Consider the following 20944-nt stretch of genomic DNA (forward strand, 5'->3'; position numbering starts at 1 on the left):
GGGATGCGGCGCCTGAGGGGCGGCCTGAGGGGCCCGCTGGCCGCGTCCGTGACCGGCAGGAGCACCGGCAGGTGGGGCGGCCGCCGAATCCGACATCACTCAGCTCTATCCAGCTGTCCAAGCTTGCCCAACTGCGCCCTCACAAGATCATCCGGAATGCCGGCCGGACTCGCGTCCTCCACCCCACTTGGCCTGTTGAAGTCATAGAAGGTCGCGACCGTTGCGTCCTTTCGGGCCACCACCACCGCGAAGGGAACCTTCAACGACTCGCCATCCGGGTACGGCACGACCTGCACGAGCCGCAGGGAGAGGGATTCATCCCCGTAGCCGGGGTCGGGCTGGACGTCGACTGCCTCGTAGTCGTACGCCTGCTCCACGTCCCGAAAAGCCGTACACTTTTCGGCCGCCGCACGGAACGCCTCCACCACAGCTCTCGCATCCTCCGTGCTGTGCGACGCGAGAGTCATGGTTGCCCCGGAGCCCGACCCCGCGGAGCTGAAAATCCGGCTGATCCGCGCGCCGGCGGCATAAGTGCTGCTGCTCTTGCCCAGTGCTTGGAGGATCGGGCTGCACACGGCAGGGTTCGCTCTTCTGGTCGAAGGGCCGGCGCTCATCGGCACGCGGCCGGAGACCTCGTATCCGTCCCGGTCACTGAGCGCTACCTGGTTCAGCTCCGCCTCAGTCCATGGCCTGCCGGGAGTGCTGTCCAACGACGGACCAACTCCTGCGGAACCCACAGCATCCGCTCCGGTCTTGTCCCCGCATCCAGCAAGGGGCAACAGAACCAGCACGGCGCCCGCCGACATGCGGGCGAACCCGCCGCCGATCTCCTTCATGAAGGTCTCCAGCCCCCGTCCTCGATGCGCCCTCAGCCGTCGGCGAGGCGCCAGGCCCTGGGGTGGCGGACCCCCTGGCAAGCCGCCTGCCACAACGCTCGTCCCCTGACGTTACAGTCAGCGTTGCCGTCAAACACCCGGGAGCCCCCGCCGCTTACCGACTCGGTGGGGCTCCCAATGTGCGCCCAAATGAACTCAGAAATCTCGGCAATTTACCCTTCGGCGCGCCGGTGACGTCGGCGCCTACGACAGGTTGTGCCAGGCATGGCTACAAGTTCCTCGGCACTCCGTTTCTCTGCGTCGCATGTCCGCTTCTGCGAACGTAGACACGAGGATGCGAAAGGACTTTATGTACTCACCGGGGGGCAGATTTATGATCTTCCCCATCTGTTCGAGAATTGGTTCCCGGACTATCAACACTGCCGGGGTCATGGTCGGCTTGACGCCTGATCGCCGTAGCCCCTCACGCGCGTCATTCACCGTTGCATGGGCCTGCATGGAGTATCGAACAACCTCGTGCAGCACCGCTTTCTGCTGAGCCTGTTCCAGTGAGGAGAACCAGGCCACAGCATCCTCCAGGGCGCGGAGCCCTTGAGCAACCTCGTTGATGATCCGCTCTGATGCTCGCAATTGCTCACCTGCTCCGGGGCTCGAATATTACGTACGGCATATTTCGATCCAGCTCAGCATAGTCGGGGCGATTCGGATTGTAGCTCTGCCAGAAGTCTCGACCGCGCCCGCCCCCTTCACCATCGCCTGTTCCTCTAGGCAGCGAATTCTTGACGCTGTGACGAGTTCTGGACGGACCAGACAAGATGTAGTCCCAGTCTGACGTCGGGTTAGGTGTTCCGTTTGCACGACTTCCGACCACGATGATTGGCTGCCCCGCCTTGTTAGCTGCATTCTGAATTCGCTTGGCATCATTGGGGCTGATACCAGCTTCCGATGCCGTTCTCAGACCAGGTCCACACCACCCATTGGAGTTATGAACCAGGACCGGCGTTTCGCCCGCCAGCACATAGTACGTATGCAGGTCATCAACCGTGAGGTTGTACGTACGGGCGTGCTTGGTGAATGAGCGGTTGGCGGTGACGATGACGGTGTCGCCCTCATCGGTGAGCAGGGTCAGGCCCGGCTTGAGGTCTCCCGCTTCAACCCAGTCTCGCTCCGAAGGCGACCAGAACGGGTGCTCGTGCGTGGCCGTCAGCTTCTCGGTGCCGACCGGTGTTGCGATGGACAGCTCGTTGAAGTGCTTGTCGTCCTCGGTGACGATGAGGCGGGTGACTTTTCTGGGGCCCGACTTGCCGGTTTCCGGGTCAGTGGCCAGGACCTTGTCGCCGAGTTCGACGTCCTCGATGTCTTTGGTGGTGCCGTCGGCCATGAGGACATCCGTGCCGGCCAGGAAGCACTTGGGGCAGCCCCACTTCACTTTTCCGACCCCGCGCGCGCCGACATAGGTCATGATCGACTGGAAGCCGACATTGCCGCATATCGGGCATGTGTCAACGGTGTTGATCTCGTCGACGTGCTTCCAGCCGCCGTAGAAGTTGCGCAGGGCGCTGCATTCGTCGATTGCGCTGGTGCCGGCGGTGCATCGCTCTCGGAAATAGAGCTCCACCATCAGCTCATAGCTGAGATCACTGAAGTAGACGTTGGTCCGCTTGAGCTGGCCAATGCTTGGAAGCTTCCTCTGGTACTCCTGGTAGATCTTCTTCGGCGGCAGAGTGGGCTTGCCGTCGCCGAGGTCGACGACAACGGCCTGCCCACCACCGCCGCCGCCGCCACCACCACCACCACCGTGCGGCGTACCTCGCACCGTGCCGTCAGAGTTCAGCCCGCCGCCAGGATCCCCTTGGGTTCCGCCGTCGGGGCGGGTCCACCCCTGGCCGTCGTTGCAGCTGGAGCACCAGAGTCCGCTCGGGTCGCTGTCGCTGACCGGGCTGTTGTTGCTGTACGCGTAGCCGTTCATCTGGAGCGGATCCGCGATGTCCATGATCGGATCCACCGACAGGAAGCGGCCGGAGTTCTGGTCGTACTCACGGGCGCCGATGTGGGTCAGGCCGGTGGCCCCGTCGTCGATGCCCACGCCCAGGTAGCCGCGCTTGTTGGGCCAAGTGGTCGGCTTGGGGCCTCGAGCCTCGCCGTACGGCTTGGACTCGCGGCGAGTGACGGGCTGACCGCTCGACACTTCCACGGTTGTGTTTGCCGTGCCGAGGTGATCCGCGAGCAGGACGTTCAGCTTGTGTCCCGTTGTCGCGCCGCCCGTCGCGGTGCGGACGACCGTCGGAGCACCCGCCTGTGCGTAGGAACGGGAAGCCTTGGCGATCGCGCCCGTGGAGTTCGTCGTCACCTCCGCCTCGCCCAGGTAGAGCGTCGAGCCCGACGGGGAGTTCTCCAGGATGCGGTTGCCGGCGGCGTCGTAGACGTACGTCGTCTTCTTGCCGTCGTCGGTGATCGTGTCGAGCTTGTTCTCGGACGTCCAGGTCAGGTTCTGGGTGGTGGCAGGTAGGTCGCGGAGCTCGGTGTTGCCCACGGCGTCGTAGTCGTAGGCGCTGCCCTTGCCCGACGGGTTGGAGCTGATCGACTTCATCGTGTGCGGCTGCTCGGTGGTGCCGTAGCCGTACGTGTAGGTGACGTTCTTGGTCGCGTCCGCCGGGTCGTGTTCCGTCAGTGTGGCGCGGTTGCCCAGCCAGTCGAAGGTGAACGACTGGCGGTACGCCGTCGCGCCCGTGGCCACGGTCGCCGTGTCGGGAGCCGTGGCCGCCAGGGTCGACGACAAGGAGGTGTCCGGGCTCGATTTGTCGCTCGCGGTGTCCGGGGCATGGGCCACCGGGCCGGAAGAGTTCCGGTAGTCGGTGCGGTAACCCCACGTCGTGCCGTTCGACGCCTTGCACCCAGTGCCGTTGCCGGCCGGGGTGATCTTCGATGTCCAGGCGTTCACCAGCTCGCCCATGACGTCATACGTGAAGCACTGGGTGTCCCATGCATCACCCGAAGCCGCCGACAGCTTTCGGGCGTTCGAGGTGATGGTGCCGGACGCGTCGTACGAGTAGTAGCTGTCCGTGATGCGGTGCGGTCCGGAGGTCTCGCGGTCGGTGACCGTGCGCTGGAGGGTGCCGGTGTGCGGGTCGACGAAGTTGGTGGTCCAGACCCGGTGGGGCTGGGAGCTGGAGACCGTCCGCAGGGCTTCGCCATACGGCGAGTAGGTCACGTCGGACGTGTACCAGGCGAGGCCGGAGGTCGACTCGGGCAGGCCGTCGCTGTTGTAGCGGGTGACGACCTTCTCCTTCGCCAGTCCGCCCACGGCCGGCAAGGTGACCGACTGCGGCTTACCGGTCTGGGTGTAGGTGTACGCGGAGGCGTACGTGCCCGACAGCCCCGCGGTCAGCGTGTTCGACGGGATCACCGTCTCACTGCCCGTGGGCCGGTAGTCGGTGTCGTATCCGGTGACCTTGTTCGTGTAGTCGCCGCCCGACGTGTGCCGGGTCGACGCGACCGGCTGGCCCAGCGCGCCCGGCAGGCTGTCGTATGTGAACGACTTGACCGGGGCGGCGGTCGCCGAACCCTCACGGACGTGCGTGACCCGGCCGAGCTCGTCGTAATCCGTATACGTCGACCGCGACTTGGCATCCGTCGTCCTGACCGGGCGGTCGGCGTCGTCGTACCAGGTCTCCGTCCTGCCGGTGTCGGGATCGGTAGTGGAGGTCACGCGGCCCCGGGCGTCATACGTGTAGGCCCAGGCGTTGCCCGCCGGGTCGGTGACCTTCGTGCGGTAGCCGCGGGCGTCGTACTCGTATGTCGTCTTGCGGCCGCTGTTCTCGGAGGTGGCGGGTTCCCAGTTGACCGTGGCGACGTTGTCCTTGTAGTGACGGATCGCGGTGATCCGGCCCAGGGCGTCGGTGTACGTGCGCGTCTGAGGCGCGGTCGACCCCGCCGGGTCCGTGAAGGCGCCGGTGTCGGTGTAGAAGGTGTACGAGACGTAATCGGCCCTGTGTGTGTTGCCGTGGTACGTCAACTGGATCGACGGGCGTTCCAGACCGTCGTAGAGGTACTGGAGCCGGCTCGGGATCAGCGCATTCGATCTCGGTGCGAACAACTCGGCCACCGGCTCTCCCTTCGCGAGGTAGCCGCTCGACTGCTCGAGGACCAGGCCGTGGTCGTCGTACTTCGTGTCGGTGATGATCCGGCCCGTGCCGTGTGCTTCGGACTGGGTCTGGACCTGGCGCATCAGGCCGTCGTAGATCGTGACCTGACGGCTGTATGTGCCGTCGTCCTTCAGCGTCTTCATGGTGACGGCGGCGGGCCTGGTCTCGGCCGATGTGGCCACCGCAGCGTGGTACGCGACCTCCACGTCCGGGGACTTGCCGCCCGAGGAACGCGACGGCGACCAGCCCTTCACCATGCGGCCGAGTGCGTCGTACTCGCTGCGCGTGACCCGGCCATTGGCGTCCGTGACCGTCAGCGCCAGGCTTCGGCCCGGGTCGAAGGTCGTTGTGACGGCGTGGCCCTTGGCGTTGATCGTCTTCACCGAGGTGACAGGTCCGCCAGCGTCCGCAGGGGTGTACTGCGTTTCTGTCGTACCGGCGCCCGGCTTGGTGACGGTGCGGATGCGCCCCAATGGGTCGTACGTGGTTTTGGTGACGACCGAGTACGAGGTTCCGGCGCCATTGACACCGGCAGCGGAGGTGACCCGCCCCTTCGTCGGAGTCTCGCCGTATCCCAGACCGTCGTAACTGTTCCGCCCCGCCTTGATGAGCTTGGTCGCCGGGTCGGCCGTGTCGTGTGCCGCGCAGGACGTGCCTGTACTGCGCTGCTCCGTCAGCAGGCCGATCAGCCACGCGGATGTGTTGTGCACATACGACGTCTTGGTGCAGGTCTGGTCGGAGACGGTCTCACCCGTGCTGCCGTTCGGCTTGACCACGGCGGTCTCCACCTGGATCGGCAGGCCGTACGTGTCGTCGACCGTCGTCAGCGTCCGAACGGCTCGCCAACTGTTGTCGACAGGCTGGATCTCCTCCGTACGCTCGATACCGGTGCGGTGCGCGAGCAGCGGATCCATGCCGGTGCCGTTCTCGGCCTCCCGCGGGCGCGACGCGGTCTGCTTCGACCAGGGGTAGTTGAGCGTGCGCTTGTGGATCCGCTTGTCGGCGTCCCGGTATGTGATCGTCTCCGCGGTCATTCCCGCGTACTGCACCGCGTCGTCGGCAAGCAGCGTGTGCGTGCCCGTGGAGTCCTTGACCGCACCGCCCACCCCCAGGAAGTACCGGGTCTCGGAGTACGACTGGGCCTGCGGGAAGTTCTGCTGGTTGCTGGTTCTGCTGCCCTTGGTGACGGCCACCTGGCGGTAGCCGCGCCAGACGCTGTACGTGCGCAGGGACGGGCGAGTGAACTCGTCGTCGCTCTCGGCCCAGGCGGGATCCGTGTACTTGTACGTCGTGCGGACAGGCTTGCCGCGGGACGTGACCTTGTCGGTCTCCGTCACGGAGTCGACGACGTACTTGTTGAACCAGGCCTTCGCAGGCGTCTTCTCGTCGCCGTCGGGAGACCAGCGGACGGGATAGCAGGTGCCGTTCTTCTCGCCCTTGTCCTCGGACGGCTCGGTGGCGCAGCCGCCTGTGTACTCGACCTCGACGTCACCGCCGTGCTCGGTGGCGACCGTGCCGATACGCGGGCGCGTGAACGCGGGACGCTGGTCGTTCGGGCCGCTCGGCACCAGGTTCGGCAGCTGGCGGTCCTTCAGGCGGCCCCGCAGGGGCGAGGTGGATCCGACCGAGTACTCGGCGAAGCTGACGCCGTCCTTGTGCTGGAGGGTGCCGGTGGTGTCGCCGGGGGCGAAGCCGCGGCGGGTGATCGAGTTCAGCCAGAGGCCGGGAGAAGTGTCGTACCAGTCCTCGGGGAAGGACTGGTGAAGTTCGTACGTGTCGACCTTGCCGAGACCCGTCTGTCCTGCGCGGGCGGCCTTCGTCGTCACCGAGTCCAGGCGCATCTGCGTCCAGAAGGACGGGAACGACGGGCACAGCTTCGACGTGGACTTGCAGTTTAGGTTGCCGGGCGTGTCCCACCAGGGGCGGTACGCGCCCGGGTCATCTGTCTTGGCGAAGTTGGCGGCATCGCAGGCCGTCTCCGACTTCAGGCAGCGCTGCTTGACGCCGAACTCAACGGTGGCGGACGGCTTGGTCAGGTCGGACGGGCGCATGCCGTACTCGATCGAGGTCGGGTAGGCGTACCGGTCGTAATGTTCGGGCTTCGTGAGCTTCATCTTGACGGCGTAGTAGTTCGTCTCCTGCTTCCAGTTGACGACCATCGTGTTGCCGTGCACGTCGACGACCTTGTCCAAGCCCCAGCGCCACGCCTGCTTCTTACCGGCGCCACAGCGGGAGTCGGCGAAGGCGGTGCCGTGGCAGGGCTCCCCGGGGTGGTTACCGAAGACGGGGACAGTGGAGACGGAATTGGTGTCGGCGTGGCCGCCGCCGACCTGGTTGAGCCCGAAGTAGTACTTCGTCCCGTCCTTGTGCGTGACGATCCAGTACTCGCCGTTGTTGTCGCCGTTGGTGCCGCCCGTCCGACGCTCGACGCGGGTTCCGTCGTCGCTCTGAGGGCGGTAGATCTCTGTGTCGGTCTCGGGGTTGCTGCCGGCGGGCGCGTCCCGCACCAGCTCCACGCTGCGGCCGCCCAGCGACATGACCGCGTTGTACGAGACCCAGCACAGGTCGGACGTCTTGTCCTTCTTCGCTGTGTTGTTGGGCGTGCCGGACTTCTGCGCCTTGCGGTCGTCCTGGCAGGTTCGGTACTGGCGCTCGATGTGGCCCGGGTCGTAGTCCCAGCCCTCTCCGATCCAGGAGGCCTGGGGAGAGGACACCGCGACACGGCCATCCACCGTCTGGGAGTTGTAGTTGAGGGAGACGGTGGGGGCAGGACCGGCCGGAGCCGCAGGCACCATCAGCGGGTAGGACCAAGTGAACCCGCCGGAGGAACCGCCGGCCTCCCACTTGCCGCTGGAGACCAGGGGCGTGGCCTTGAAAGTACCGCCCGCTCCGCGACCGGAGTCGATCGCGCCGAGGACCGCGGCGCCTCCGGTCGCGGCGACCGGGGTGACCGAAGTGCGGTACGCAGCCCTGGCAATGGACGGACCGTCGGAGTCAGTGGCCGCCGCCGAGGCCGGGGTCACCGTTCCGTCCGCCGACGTATCGACCGTCGCCGTGATCGACTGAGACTTGGTGTCGTTGGTCGTCTCCAGTTCCTCGTACACCTGGCACGCCTCGTTGTCCGGCGTGGTCAGGTAGCACTCGGGGAACTGGACGAAGCGCAGCCGGGAGGCCCAGTCGGCGCCGTACAGGTTCTTGAACTTGGCGTAGTCGAGTTTGACCGAGATCGGGACCGAACCGGTCGCGGGCGCCTGCACCTTGACGACGGCGCCGTCGACACCCTGGGAGACGGGGGCGGTGCGGTCGAAGACCTGGACGGACCACGCGCCCGTCGGGGCCTGCTGGTCCGGGGCCTGCCCGAGGCTGACGGGAAGGTCGTCGACAGGGGTCAGGGCTGCCTGCCGGGCGGTCGTGCCCGCGCGTGCCGAGGCCGGCGTCGTGGCCGACGCCGTAGAGCCGAAACTGACCGTCCCGGAGTCGGCGACCGGCGCGGTGGCCGTGCCCGCGGGAGCCGCTTCCTGGTCCTGCGGGACCTCGACCTTCAGGGTCTCCAGGTCCCGCTCGAAGGTCTCACCGACGACCGGCTCGTCCTGGTCGAGCGTCTCCAGGTCCAGGGTCTCGCGACCCTTCTCCTCGACCGCCGGGTCGGGCGGCAGCGCCAGCGACTGCGCTGGCAGCAGGCCCACCAGCAGGGCGGCGCCGAGGACAGGTACGACGGCCGTACGCAGACGACGCAGATGACGGCGACGGACATGCGAAAAGCGACCGAACACGACGAAGTCCCCCCGGACCACCGAGGCGGGACCGGGTTCGGACCACGCGTGATGGCGTATCAGATAGCGCAGATTTTGTGACCACTCCGTGGAGTTCCGCTAGATCAGATGTGCTGATGTGATGATCACCACGGTGCGTAACGATCCATAGCGGTACGTGATGCCCGGGTTTGGCGTCTTTCCGAGATAGCGGAAGGTATTGCACCTTCGCGATCAACCGCCTGATTCGTAAATCCCTTGGCAAATGGCAGTCAAATCAAGCGCGTTAATCAAGGGTTCGCGGTGTTTTACCCGCAAGTCAGCAGTGACGTATGCAAGTTATTGCGCCCCACGCACAACCACCCTTACGGCCGCAGATGTTGATCGGCTCAAACCCCTTCACCGCTCGCGAAGCGTGACGACTGTCCGCTCATGGGTCATCATCGGCTCGCCCGGCCGCGCCCTGTCCCGCCGCCGGTTCCAAGGGGGAAGGGGAGCTCGCCCGATGACGCGCAAGACGCGTAACTGGCGCCGTGCGCCCGGACGGCGGACCACCGCCGCCATAGTGACCGCGGCGCTCGCCGCTACCGGCATCGCCTTCATCGGCCTCGGTCCGGACGGCCCAGGTCCGCGTGACGCGTCCGCCCGAGAGGCGAAGGCGAAGCCCGTAGCCGAGGCTGCCGCGATCGCGCGGGCGGTGAAGACCGGCAAGTCCGTCGAGGTCACCGCGCTGCGTACCGCGCACTCCAGCACGTGGGCTCGGCCCGACGGTCTGATGGCCAAGAAGCTTTACTCGTCACCGATCTGGGCCGAGGTGGGCGGCGAATGGAGGGAGATCGACTACGACCTCCACCGCACGAAGGCCGGTTGGCAGCCCCGGGCCACGAACACCCGAGTCGTCTTCTCGGCCGGCTCCGCGTCGGGCGGTGGAGAACAGCGCGCCTCACGCTCCACCGTGCGCCGGGCCTCCCTGGTGCAGGGGCTGAAGGGCGCCGCCGCTGACGAGACCGCCAGCCCCCTGGTCACCCTGACCGCCGACGGTCAACAGATCCAGCTCACCTGGCCGGGCACGATCCCGGCCCCGATCATCGACGGCTCGCGCGCCCTGTACCCCGAGATCTTCCCGGGCGCCGACCTGGTGCTGACGGCCGACGACGACGGGTTCGCCCAACTCCTGGTCCTCAAGAACCGGCAGGCCGCGGCCGATCCGCGGGCCCGGCAGATCTCGTACGGCATCACCTCCCCGACGCTGAACTTCCGGCTGGATCCGATCACGGGCATCCTCACCGCCGAGGACGTCTTCGCCAACGAGGTCGCGATGTCGCCGACCCCGCTGATGTGGGACAGCAGCGGCCAGCCGGCCGTCACCGACGGATCGGTCGGCGCCACCGCCCAGCCCACCACGTCGGAGAGCCCCGCACCGGCCGAATCGGCCACCGACGGGCCGAGCGAGAGTCCGAGCCCCACCGAGGAGCTCATCGAGACCGACGAGCAGGCGGACACCGCCCCCGAGACGCTGCCGGCGGCCACCGACGGACCCGAGCCCTCGGTGCCGGAGTCCCCGCTGCCGTCCGCCCCGGCCGAACCGACGCCCGCGCCCGCGCAGACCGGCTCGGCGGCCACGCTCAGCCTTCCGGGGCTCGACGGTCCCTCACCCGACTCGCGCGGCGAGCTGGTCGAGCCCAGCCTGACGGGCCCGAACTGGAAGCTCACCCCCGACCTGGCCTTCCTCGACGACCCGGCCACCACGTACCCCGTCTTCATCGACCCGTCGGTGAAGAAGCACACGCAGAACTGGACCACCGCCTACAGCCGTCATCCGAACGCCACGTTCTACAACGGCAAGGGCTTCAACAAGGGTGGCACGCACGAGGCCCGTGTCGGCTTCGAGTCGGACACCTGGGGCACCTCCCGTTCGTACTTCAACATCGCCTTCGACAAGGACCTCAAGGGCACGAAGATCACCAGCGCGAAGCTGCGCATGCTGGAGACCTACTCCTGGTCCTGCAGCGCCCGTTCGATGAGCGTGCACCTCACCGGGTCGATCAACGGCAAGACCAACTGGAAGAACGCACCCAAACTGCACGACGGCAACAAGTTCGCGACCAAGAGCTTCGCGCACGGGTACAAGTCCGGATGCCGGGACGCGTACGAGACGTTCGACGTGCGCAAGGCGGCACAGAAGCAGGCCGATCAGGGCAAGGAAACCATCACCTTCGGCCTGCGGGCACGGGACGAGCACTCGCAGTACTCGTGGAAGAAGTTCCAGGCGAACGGCGACAACGCGCCGGTCCTCGAACTCGTCTACAACCGCAAGCCCACCATCGACTCGAAGTCGCTCGACCTCGGCCCGGACGCCAAGTGCACCACGACCGAGCCGTACGTCCGCATGGGCTCGGGCGACCTGACGTTCACCGCGCGGGCGTCCGACAAGGACAACAACCTCGACTACCTCGACTTCGACCTGTGGCCGCACGGCAAGTGGGAGACGAAGGGCGACCTGCTGGGCTCCACCGGCAAGGTCTCCGTCGGTGGTGACAAGGGCACCGCACTGCGTACGACGACAGGCTTCTCCACCAGCAAGCTCACCAACGGCACCCTGTACTCGTGGCGGGTGCGCGCCGTCGACGACACCGGTGTCAGTTCGAGTTTCGCACCGGCCAAGACGCCCTGCCGCTTCGTCCTCGACACCACCGTGCCGAAGCCGCCGAAGGTCAGCTCCACCGACTTCCCCAACGCCGACGGCGGTGAGAACGGCTTCGGCAACGACGCCGAGGACGCCAACTGGTCCACGAAGAAGTTCGGCACACCCGGATCGTTCACGGTCCGCGCGCTCAACAGCGACGTCGTGCGCTACGAGTACGGCTTCAACTCGGCCAGCTACACCGGCAGCCTTCCCCGCACCGCCGGCACGGCCACCAGCGTCAGCGCGATCATCTCCAACGCCAAACCGCCGACGGCCGGGCCCAACGTGCTCTACGTGAGGGCCGTGGACAGCGCGGGTAATCCCTCGGATGCCACGAAGTACTTCTTCTACGTCACGCCCCGGGACCAGGCCGACTCGCCCGGCGACTTCACGGGCGACAAGCTGCCCGACATGATGGTGGTCACCGAGGCCGGCAATCTGGGCATGTATCCGTCGCAGGCCACCGCCACCGACCTCGCCAAGGGCAGTGGCGACCTGGACTACTCGATGCCCGGCGCCTACCGGGCCAACCCCGACAAGGACCCCAACGGCGACGAGCTGCCGCCCTATGCAGCCGCGCCCAATGGCCACTTCAAGGGCGCCCTGATCACCCACAACGGCGACATCTACGGGGGCGACGGCCTCCAGGACCTGGTCGTCCGCGTCGGGGGCAAGCTGTGGGTGTACCCCGGTGACGGCTACGGCGCCGTCAACATCGACAAGCGCCGCGAGATCCTCCTCCCGGAGGGTGCCCCCAGCCCCGCCGACCTGACCCAGTTCGTGTCGGCGGGCGACGCCACCGGGGACGGCCGGACCGACTTCTTCGCCACCATCGGCGACGAGCTGTGGGTCTTCACCGGATACCACGGAGCGACCATCGACCAGGCGACCCGGCTGTGGGCCTCGGGCTGGACCAGCCGGGACATCATCAGCGCGCTGGACATCAGCGGCGACGGGGTCACCGACCTCGTCTACCGGTCCGACTCGTCGGGCAGGCTCCTGCTGCGCAAGGGCATCGCCGCATCCGGTGGCGGGGTGAGTCTGACGTCACTGGGCAATGCCGGAAGTTCGGCCGGGGGCGATGACAGTGAGTACGGCGCCTCGGGGTGGGCGGTCAGCAACTTCCCGCTGCTGATGGGCACCCCCGACGCCAACGGCGACACCGTCCCGGACATATGGGGCGTGCGGTCCGACGGATCCGTGCGCTTCTACGCGGGCGGCAAGGCCACCGTCGTGCCGGGGTCGGGCGCAGAGATCATCGGTGCGGCGAGTTACTGGAAGACCCGCATCGCCATCGGGTGACCCGGTCCCTGGCCGCCGGTGGACGACACCGGCGGCCAGGGGGTGGCACGGATCAGGTGCGGTACGCGTAGTACAGGGCGTTCGGGTACGACGCGATGATGCTCGCCACCGACCTGCTGTAGGTGTTGGTGGAGTGGTACGTCAGATACGGCACGCCGCGGCTGCGGGACGTGACGATCATGGTGTGGTCCTTCGAACCGTCCTTGTCGAAGTCGAGCTGGAGGACGTCGCCGACGTCCAGCTGGTAGACGTTCGCGAGGCTGGTCGTGCGCTTCGAGTTCTGGGCGAACCAGGACCACTCGTTGACGCCGATGAACGAGTGCGACTGGATGTCGGCGTTGCCGAACCACTTGGTGTAGTCGTACACGTAGCCGGGGACGTGCTTCCAGCCGCCCGCCTTCAGGGACTGGCTGACGAAGTTGGTGCAGTCGCCTCCCGCGCCCTGGCCGTTGAAGTTCGGGTAGGCCGGGTTGTAGTTGGACCAGTACTGCTTGGCGTAGGTGGCCATGGCCGGGTAGTCCAGGCCGGACGCGGTGAAGTTCTTCGGGTTGGCCGGGCCGGGGTACGAGGTCGACGCCTTGGGCGCCGACGGCGTGGTGCTGGCGACCTTCGCGGTCATGGGCTCGACGGCCGGCCTGGCCGTCGAGTTCACGGCGAGGTCGCCCTCGTCGGTCGCGCGGATCCCCGTCAGCTGCCAGTCGCCCCGCCGGTCGGCGCTGAAGGTCAGCTCGTGGTGGGCCTGGAAGCCGGTGGTCCCCGGCTCGCTGCCGCGGACCTTCTCGTAGGTGAGGGTGGTGGTCTCGGTGACCGCGACCTTGGCCTTGCGGCCCTTCACGCTGGTGGCGTCCAGAGTGACGGTGGTGCTGCCCTTGCTGTACTTCTCGCCCAGCTTGGCCAGCTTGTCCTTGCGCTGGTCGAGCGCGGACAGTGCGGCGTCCTCGCTGCGGGCCGTACCGGCAGACATCCGGACGTCCCCCGAGAAGCCGTCGGTCAGCGGCTTGTCCCGGTTGCCCTGCCCGCCGTCGACCAGCGCTTCCGTGCGGTCGGTGAAGACCGCGTCCGCCAGCCGCTGGAAGGTGGCCTTGGTCCTGGCGTCCACCGTGGGGTCGTCGACGACGGCGGCGCCCGCGCTCCAGTTGGGCAGCATCGCCGCTCCGGCGACGACCGAGGCGGCCGCCGCGCCGAGTATGGTGGCGCGTCGCCGCGTACGGCTCAATTTCCTTGTCTTCACTGATGGTTCCCCTCTAGTCCCGGCGGACGGATGCCGGGGGCAGCGCATCTTCGCATGACATGTGTGGCTGTTGTGAAGGGGGATGCGTGCGTGATTCAAGGACGTTATGCGAACGTCACTGCACGACGGTCGACCAGTCCGGGGACTGCGCCGGATCGAGGGTGCGCAGCCGCTCCAGCGTCGCCGGCTTCTGCACGTCCATCCAGTCGGCGAGCTCCTTGAAGGACACGCACTTGACGTCCTTCTTGGTGCACACCTCCTCGATCATCCGGTCGACGGCCCGCATGTAGATGCCGCCGTTCCAGTCCTCGAAGTGGTTGCCGATGAACAGGGGCGCCCGGCTGCCGTAGTACACGCGGTTGAAGCCCGCCAGGTAGGTGCCGACGGTCTCCTCCTCCCACTCGGGGTACCGGGCCGGGTCGCCCTCGGTCTCGCCGTCGGACTGGTTGTAGAGGAAGTTGAAGTCCATGGAGAGGCCCTGGTACTTGCCCCCCTCGTAGGGGAGCATCTGCAGCGGGAAGTCCCAGATGCCGTTCTTCTTGGTGGGCCATATCTGGAAGTCGCCAGCGGAGCTGGCGTCGTAGCGGTAGCCGTAGTCCTTGGCGGCCTTCAGCAGGTTCTCCTGGCCCTCCAGGCAGGGGGCGCGCCCGCCGGTGACCGCCTTGGAGACGTCGAACGGCAGCGGGGGGAGATCCGTGGCGCCGGTGTTGGTCTTCCACTTCGACACGAACGAGTTGAACTGGTCGATCTCGCTCTTCCACTCCTCGACGCTCCAGTCGCCGCCGCCCTTCTCGCCGCAGAAGTGGCCGTTGAAGTGGGTGCCGATCTCGTTGCCGTCCTGCCACGCCTTGCCGAGCTGCTCCACCGTGGTGAGGATGTGCTCGTCCGTGGGGTAGCTGATCGCCGCGGCTCCCCTGTCGTGCTGGGGCGGGTCGTACAGCGCCTTCTTGTCCTTCGGCAGCAGGTAGATGCCCGTAAGGAAGAACGTCATGTGGGCGTCGTACTTCTTCGCCACCTCGCGGTAGTGCGAGAAGAGCTTGTCGTCGCCCTCCAGCGCGCCGTCCCAGGAGAAGACGACGAACTGCGGCGGCTTCTGTCCGGGCTTGAGCGGCACCGGCTTCAACTGGCCCTTCTGCGGACCCGTATAGGAAGTGGAGCCGTCCCCCAGGATCTTGGTCCTGCCGTCCCACTGCGGCTCCTTGGCGCCCGACCCGCCCCCCTTGCGCTCTTCCCCGGAGGACGCAGTGGGCTCGGTGCTGCCCGTGCGGTTCAGCACCAGGTAGCCCGCCGCCAGCGAGGCGACGACGAGGAGCGCCGCCAGAGCCAGGAACCCCGGGCGGCGGGCGGCGGCGGTGCGGCGCGATGCCCGGGCCTTGCGGCGACGCCCAGACGGTGGCTTCATGTGCGGCTCATTCTCCTGACGGTTGGACTGCGGTACCGGGTCGGTGGTCAGCCGAGGGGTCTCATGGCACCGGACCAGATGCCGTAGGGGACGCTGTCGTCGGCGGTGCCGGCGAGGCCCTTCAGCGGCAGCGGTTCGAGGCTCTTGGCGAGGTCGATGCGGTAGACGACGACCGCCGTGGAGACGGACTTGTTCGTGCCGACGTACCAGGAGGCGGTGTCCTTCGGCGTCGTCCCGGCCTTCCCGGCCACCTGCGCGGTGGCGGGCGCCGCGTCGGGGTGGGCGGTCCGGAAGGCGTCCGTGAGCGCGGAGGTGACCTCCTCGGCCACGTCGGCGCCGAACGCCCGGCGCGGGTCCGGCAGGTTCAGGGAGATCTTGTCGCCGTTGTGGGTGATCCGCCGCACCGAGTACGGCTCGGTGTGCTTGCCGGCCGCGGCGAACGTGGAGTAGCCGCTGGCCATGCGGATGGCGCTGGGTGTGGAGCTGCCCGTGGCCAGCGCCGGCACCTGGGCCCCGATGCTGGAGCTCAGCAGACCCGCGGCCTCGGCGGTGGCGCGCACCTTGTCCAGGCCGGTGTCCATGCCGAGTTGCATGAACGGCGTGTTCACCGACAGCGCCATCGCCCGGTGCAGGGAGATCTGCCCGTACGACTTGTTGCCGTCGTTGCTCGCGGCCACCTTGCGGCCGCTGCGGTCCCAGTACGGTCCCTCCGGCGTGGTCACCGGCACGTCGTCGTCGCCGTCGTAGACGGAGTCCCCGGTGACGGAGGTCGTCTCCCCGTCGCGGGTCTTGCGGACGCCGTGCTCCAGACCGGCCGCGTACACGAACGGCGCGAAGGCCGAACCGGCCGGGACGGTGGTGGCGTTGGACTCGTTGTAGCCCTGCTTACGGTGGTCGGGCCCGCCGTGGACGGCGAGTATCCGGCCGTCCGAGGCGACCGACGCCGCGCCGTAGTGCACGCTCTTCGCGGCCTTCGGGTCGTCCTTCAGAGCCTTCTTGCGCGCCTTGGTGACGGCTTCGGTGAGCTGGTCCTCCCGTCGCTTGTCGAAGGTCGTGTAGATCTGGTAGCCGCCGAGGTCGAAGTCCTTGTCGGAGATCTCGGCGGCCTTCTTGGCGTACTGGGAGGCGAGTTCGACCAGGTAGTCGCTCTGCTCACCGGTGTCGTACAGCGGGTTGCGCTTCAGCGGCTCGGGGAACTTCCTGTAGGTGTCCCGCTCGGCCTGCGAGAGCTTGCCTATCTGGACCATCCGGTCGAGGGTCCAGGACCAGCGCTCCACGGCCCGGGCGCGGTTGGCGCCGCTCAGGGTCGGGTCGTACAGGCCGGCGCCCTTGAGCAGGGCGGCCAGGAACGCGGCCTCGCTGGCGTTGAGCTCGCTGACGTCCTTGCCGTAGTAGGCCTGGGCGGCGCGCTGGATGCCGTAGGTGCCCCGGCCGAACCAGCTGGTGTTCAGGTAGCTCTCGAGGATCTCGTCCTTGCTCATCCGGTTGTCCAGCTTGAGGGCGATCATCGCCTCGCTGAGCTTGCGGCGCAGTGTCTGGTCCTGGTTCAGGTAGACGTTCTTGACGTACTGCTGGGTGATGGTCGAGCCGCCCTGGGTGTCGCCCTGGCCCAGCGTGCGGAACAGGGCGCGGGTGATGCCCTGGAAGGAGATGCCGGGGTCGCTGTAGAAGCTCGCGTTCTCCGCGGCGAGGACCGCCCAGCGCACGTCGTCCGGGATGTCCTTCAGCGGCATCGCCTGCCGCTGCACCCAGCCGGTACGGGCCATGGGCGTCCCGTCGGCCCAGAAGTACACGTTGTCCTGCTGGGTGGCGTACGAGTTGAGGTTGTCCGGGATGTCGGTGGCCGCGTAGGCGACGGCGAGGAGGAGGCCGCTGAGGCCGACCCCGGCGAGTGCGCCGCCGAGCCACTGCCGCCAGGACGGCAGCCACCGGCGCCACCCGGTGCGTCCGGGCCGGGGGTACTCCGGCCGCATCCGGCGGGCGTAGGGCGCGAGGCGGGCGACCAGGGGGGTGAGGCGAGCGGCAAGGGGAGCGAGGAAGGCCAGTACGGGCGCCAGATGGAGCGCGGCTACGAGGCGGGGGCCCAGAGGCGGGCTGGGGGCTTTGCGGCGGTTCCGGTTTCTGCGGCGATTCTGCTGGTCGGGCGTGTCATCGCCGGGTATTCGCTGCGACGAGTCCGCCTCCGCGGAAGCGGATATTTCGGATATCGACGATTGGCTTTCGGCGTCGGATATGCGTTGTGACGGCACCCGCAACTGAACGGTTTGGTCCACCGGAAACAAACCGGACACTTTGAGCTGCATGGTGGCGTCCCGCTCTTGCGGCTCCTCCCCATCCCCCCTCGGCGCCACGACCTCCCCCTCGCATTCGGTATATGCCGACCTCACAGTCCAGCGCGCCTACAAATTACCAGCGCCCTTCACAAACTCTCCACGGAGGAAAGTGTTATGTGACCCAGCACATTGGCGAATAAGGGACATTGGCGTACAAGTGATGACGCTCACGTTCGGGCCCTCGGACGCTCACGCCAGCCCCTTAGACGCGCATGTCGGGCCGTTGGTTGTATACACCCAGGATGCCGAGTCCACGTCCGAGACCCATCCCTCGGCGGGCGGCTCCAACCACCCCTCCTCGGCCGCGAGCCGCGCCGCGGCGTGTCGCAGGGCGTCGAACGCGGGGTGTGTCAGGCCCTTTCGCCACACCAGGGACACGGGGGACAGGGGCACGGGGTCGACCAGTGGGCGCAGCACGGTCCCGGGCATGGCCGGAAAGTCGACCACGGCGAGGACGGGGTGGCGCAGCTTGGCCATGATGCGCCGGAACTCCTCGTCGCCGACGGCGAGCGGCGCGGGCGGGGCGACCTCGATGCCCCGCCCGTCGAAGAGCCGGTGCGCGAGGTCGGTCCACTCCGGAGTACGGGGGTTCCCGGCACCGGCGTACACCGTCTCGCCGGCCAGCGCGGCCAGCGGCACCCGCTCCAGGGCGGCCAGCGGATGGTCCTCGGGCAGCACGATCGCCATCGGCTCGTAGCGGACCGGCTGATGGTCGAGGCCGGCCCGCAGCGCCGGGGCCAGTCCCGCGAACCGTCCGAAGGACGCGTCCAGCCGCCCCGCGACCAGCTCGGCGGCCGCACCCGTCAGGCCGCTCTCGTAGCGGGCCATCAGCTCCTGCTCGGGGGCGAGTTCGCGGGCCCGGTGCAGGACCCGGCGGCCGGTGCCCAGGCCCGGCGAGTTCAGGTCCACCAGCAGGGGCCGCGCCTGGCCGAAGACGGCGAGCAGGTCGTCCTGGGCCTGGAGGGCACGGCGGGCGTACGGCACCAGCCGCTCGCCGTCGGCCGTCAGCGTTACGTGCCGGGTCGTCCGCACGAACAGCTCGGCGCCCAACTCCCGCTCCAGCCGCCGTACGTCCCGGCTCAGCGCCTGCTGGGCTACGTACAGGCGGGCCGCGGCGCGCGTGAAGTGCAGCTCGTCCGCCACGGCGAGGAAGGCGCGCAGGAGGCGGGGGTCGAGGTGGGCGGGGGCGGCAGCGGGCATGCGGAGAATTTACAGCTCGCGCGTCTCTCACAACACAGGTGCGTGAATCCGTCCCGAACAGGTGTTGGACCCCTTGATCCACTGCGGGCGACGGTGGGGCCATGCCGCAATCGCCGTCCACGAACGCCCCGACGCCCTCCGCCGGTCACCCCTCCCGCCCGTACCGCCGCCTCTTCGCCCACCCCGGCGCCCGCGCCTTCACCCTCGCGAACCTGGCCGCCCGCCTCCCCATGGGCATGTTCAGCGTGAGCGCGGTCGTGATGATCGCCGGTACGCGGGGGTCGTACGCCCTCGCCGGCGCCGTCACCGCGACCGGCCTCGCGGCGACCGCGTTGGTCGCCCCCTGGACGGCGCGGCTCGTCGACCGGTACGGCCAGGCCCGGGTCGCCGTACCCGCCACGCTCTGCGCGGCGCTGGGCAGCCTCGCGCTGCTGCTGTGCGTCCGCTACGACGCCCCCGCCTGGACACTCTTCGCCGCGTACGCCGCCACCGCGACGACCCCCAACACCGGCGGCATGTCCCGCGCCCGCTGGGCGCACCTGCTCAAGGGCGACCCCGAGGCCCTGCACACCGCGAACTCCTTCGAGCAGGCCGCGGACGAACTGTGCTTCATGCTGGGCCCGGTGCTCGCAGCCTTCCTGTGCGGGGCGTTCTTCCCGGAGGCGGGGACGCTCGTCGGGGCGGTGCTCCTGGTGGCGGGCGTGCTGGCGTTCGCGGCCCAGCGGTCGACGGAACCGCCGCCCTGGGCCCCCGCCGCCGGGGCGGCCGGCACCTCGCTGTTCCGCGCGCCCGGGATGCCTGCGCTGCTGGCCGTCTGCCTCGCCATGGGTGCGGTGTTCGGGTCGACGGAGGTCGTCACGATCGCGTTCGCGGACGCCCAGGGTCACCGGACGGCGGCGGGTGCGGTGCTCGCGCTCCAGGCGGCCGGTTCGTGTGCGGCGGGGCTGCTGTACGGGCGGCTGCGGCTCTCCGGTCCCGCCGAGTACCGCTACGTGTGGTGCATAGCGGCGATGACCGCGCTGCTGACGCTGCCCCTGCTCGCCGCGTCCCTCACCGGCTCGCTCCCGCTGCTGTGCGTCGCGCTGCTGTTCGCCGGCATGGCCACGGCTCCGACCATGATCACCAACATGGCCCTGGTCCAGCAGCGCACCCCGGAAGGCCGCCTCAACGAGGGCATGACCCTCGCGGTGACCGCCCTGCTCGGCGGCATCGCGTGCGGCAGCGCTACCGGCGGCTGGCTGGCGGAGCACCTCTCCCCCGCGGCGGCCTACGGCGTGCCGGTCACGGCGGCGGCCGCGGCACTGCTCATCGCCCTCGCGACAGGGACCGTCGGCTCGGTGCGCGGTCGCGTGAACAGTGGGTGATCGTGCTGCCGGGTGGGGGGCCGTTGTGCTGTACTTGGGTGCAGAAGGACCCTCGCCCGGCCGTGTGACCGGACGGTGGCCCGAGCTCAGCAAGAGCCTGTCGGATGTCCCCACGTGATTTGGGGACATCCGGCTACCTGCTGTACCACCAGAGCACCCACCTCCTCGCGTGCCTCGCCGCTCGTTCCGGCAGAAGCCGGATCAGCCGCATGACGAAAGTCAGTTTCTGCTCCTCGTGACCGCCGTCCGGGGGCGCCCTCCCTTCGACGTGAGGCGGCCAGCCACGGTCCCGGAGCCGCTCTCGTCGGGCCGGGCCCCGACGAGGTGGGGCCCGGAATGAAGGGAGGACGCACCCATCGGGTGCGTCACGGGGGCAACCATACCGGCTACGGCGTGCTGTCGTACGACAACGGACAGCGACGGAAGGCCAGTTGGCGCCTCAGCCGTGCCAGGCCCGAGGGCAGGCGTAGGCGCGCAGGCGTTCCGGGCGGGTCCAGTGGGCCGTGGCGGGGCGTTGCGGGGTGGGGGCGTGGGTGGCGTCCGAGGTGGCCAGACGCAGGGTCAGGACGGCCGTGAACGCGGCGAGTTCCTCGGCACTCGGCTCGCCCCGCAGGACCTTGAAGGACGTGGCGGCGAGCAGGTCGGAGGTCGACGGGCGCGGGATCGGGGTCCGGGTCGTGGTCATGCGGGCTC

At 68.3% G+C, this 20944-nt stretch carries 10 protein-coding genes; 2 read left to right on the forward strand and 8 right to left on the reverse strand.

Going from position 1 to position 20944, the window contains the following annotated elements:
- Nucleotides 1–95: 95 nt before the first annotated feature.
- From AB5J55_RS16295 to AB5J55_RS16305, 3 genes are all read right to left on the reverse strand, one after another.
- Nucleotides 96–836 carry a hypothetical protein gene (locus AB5J55_RS16295; protein ID WP_369271373.1) on the reverse strand — a complete coding sequence of 247 codons (741 nt, stop codon included), beginning with the start codon at nucleotides 834–836 and terminating at the stop codon, nucleotides 96–98.
- Between the two features lie 243 nt (nucleotides 837–1079).
- Nucleotides 1080–1466: a DUF5958 family protein gene (locus tag AB5J55_RS16300; protein WP_369271374.1), complete on the reverse strand. Its 387-nt coding sequence runs from the start codon at nucleotides 1464–1466 to the stop codon at nucleotides 1080–1082.
- Nucleotides 1467–1470: 4 nt separating this feature from the next.
- Complete coding sequence (locus tag AB5J55_RS16305; RefSeq protein WP_369271375.1) at nucleotides 1471–8754, reverse strand: polymorphic toxin-type HINT domain-containing protein; 7284 nt, start codon at nucleotides 8752–8754, stop codon at nucleotides 1471–1473.
- Nucleotides 8755–9238: 484 nt separating this feature from the next.
- Between AB5J55_RS16305 and AB5J55_RS16310 the strand changes: the two genes are divergently transcribed.
- Nucleotides 9239–12721, forward strand: coding sequence for a DNRLRE domain-containing protein (locus tag AB5J55_RS16310; protein WP_369271376.1), 3483 nt, complete (start codon nucleotides 9239–9241; stop codon nucleotides 12719–12721).
- 52 nt (nucleotides 12722–12773) lie between these two features.
- On the opposite strand, the gene AB5J55_RS16315 is transcribed toward AB5J55_RS16310, so the two are convergent.
- The 4 genes from AB5J55_RS16315 to AB5J55_RS16330 all read right to left on the reverse strand — a co-directional run bounded on the left by AB5J55_RS16315 (nucleotide 12774) and on the right by AB5J55_RS16330 (nucleotide 18887).
- Nucleotides 12774–13952, reverse strand: coding sequence for an amidase domain-containing protein (locus AB5J55_RS16315; protein ID WP_369271377.1), 1179 nt, complete (start codon nucleotides 13950–13952; stop codon nucleotides 12774–12776).
- A 115-nt stretch (nucleotides 13953–14067) separates the two neighbouring features.
- Nucleotides 14068–15354: a hypothetical protein gene (locus tag AB5J55_RS16320; RefSeq protein WP_369271378.1), complete on the reverse strand. Its 1287-nt coding sequence runs from the start codon at nucleotides 15352–15354 to the stop codon at nucleotides 14068–14070.
- Nucleotides 15355–15401: 47 nt separating this feature from the next.
- On the reverse strand, nucleotides 15402–17657 hold the full coding sequence (locus tag AB5J55_RS16325; protein ID WP_369271379.1) for a transglycosylase domain-containing protein: 2256 nt from the start codon (nucleotides 17655–17657) through the stop codon (nucleotides 15402–15404).
- A gap of 219 nt (nucleotides 17658–17876) precedes the next feature.
- Nucleotides 17877–18887 carry a LysR family transcriptional regulator gene (locus AB5J55_RS16330; protein ID WP_369271380.1) on the reverse strand — a complete coding sequence of 337 codons (1011 nt, stop codon included), beginning with the start codon at nucleotides 18885–18887 and terminating at the stop codon, nucleotides 17877–17879.
- 101 nt (nucleotides 18888–18988) lie between these two features.
- Here AB5J55_RS16330 and AB5J55_RS16335 point away from each other — a divergent pair, with 101 nt between their 5' ends.
- On the forward strand, nucleotides 18989–20251 hold the full coding sequence (locus AB5J55_RS16335) for an MFS transporter (RefSeq protein ID WP_369271381.1): 1263 nt from the start codon (nucleotides 18989–18991) through the stop codon (nucleotides 20249–20251).
- Between the two features lie 439 nt (nucleotides 20252–20690).
- On the opposite strand, the gene AB5J55_RS16340 is transcribed toward AB5J55_RS16335, so the two are convergent.
- Nucleotides 20691–20936, reverse strand: coding sequence for an acyl-CoA carboxylase subunit epsilon (locus AB5J55_RS16340; RefSeq protein WP_369271382.1), 246 nt, complete (start codon nucleotides 20934–20936; stop codon nucleotides 20691–20693).
- Nucleotides 20937–20944: the final 8 nt, after the last annotated feature.

The organism is Streptomyces sp. R11, from assembly GCF_041051905.1.
Classification (GTDB): Bacteria; Actinomycetota; Actinomycetes; order Streptomycetales; family Streptomycetaceae; genus Streptomyces.

What these genes read in the sequence shown, in the direction of transcription:
- AB5J55_RS16310 (WP_369271376.1), top strand. Translation starts at nt 9,239, where the DNA reads ATGACGCGCAAGACGCGTAACTGGCGCCGTGCGCCCGGACGGCGGACC.
- AB5J55_RS16320 (WP_369271378.1), bottom strand. Translation starts at nt 15,354, where the DNA reads ATGAAGCCACCGTCTGGGCGTCGCCGCAAGGCCCGGGCATCGCGCCGC.
- AB5J55_RS16295 (WP_369271373.1), bottom strand. Translation starts at nt 836, where the DNA reads ATGAAGGAGATCGGCGGCGGGTTCGCCCGCATGTCGGCGGGCGCCGTG.
- AB5J55_RS16325 (WP_369271379.1), bottom strand. Translation starts at nt 17,657, where the DNA reads ATGCAGCTCAAAGTGTCCGGTTTGTTTCCGGTGGACCAAACCGTTCAG.
- AB5J55_RS16340 (WP_369271382.1), bottom strand. Translation starts at nt 20,936, where the DNA reads ATGACCACGACCCGGACCCCGATCCCGCGCCCGTCGACCTCCGACCTG.
- AB5J55_RS16330 (WP_369271380.1), bottom strand. Translation starts at nt 18,887, where the DNA reads ATGCCCGCTGCCGCCCCCGCCCACCTCGACCCCCGCCTCCTGCGCGCC.
- AB5J55_RS16335 (WP_369271381.1), top strand. Translation starts at nt 18,989, where the DNA reads ATGCCGCAATCGCCGTCCACGAACGCCCCGACGCCCTCCGCCGGTCAC.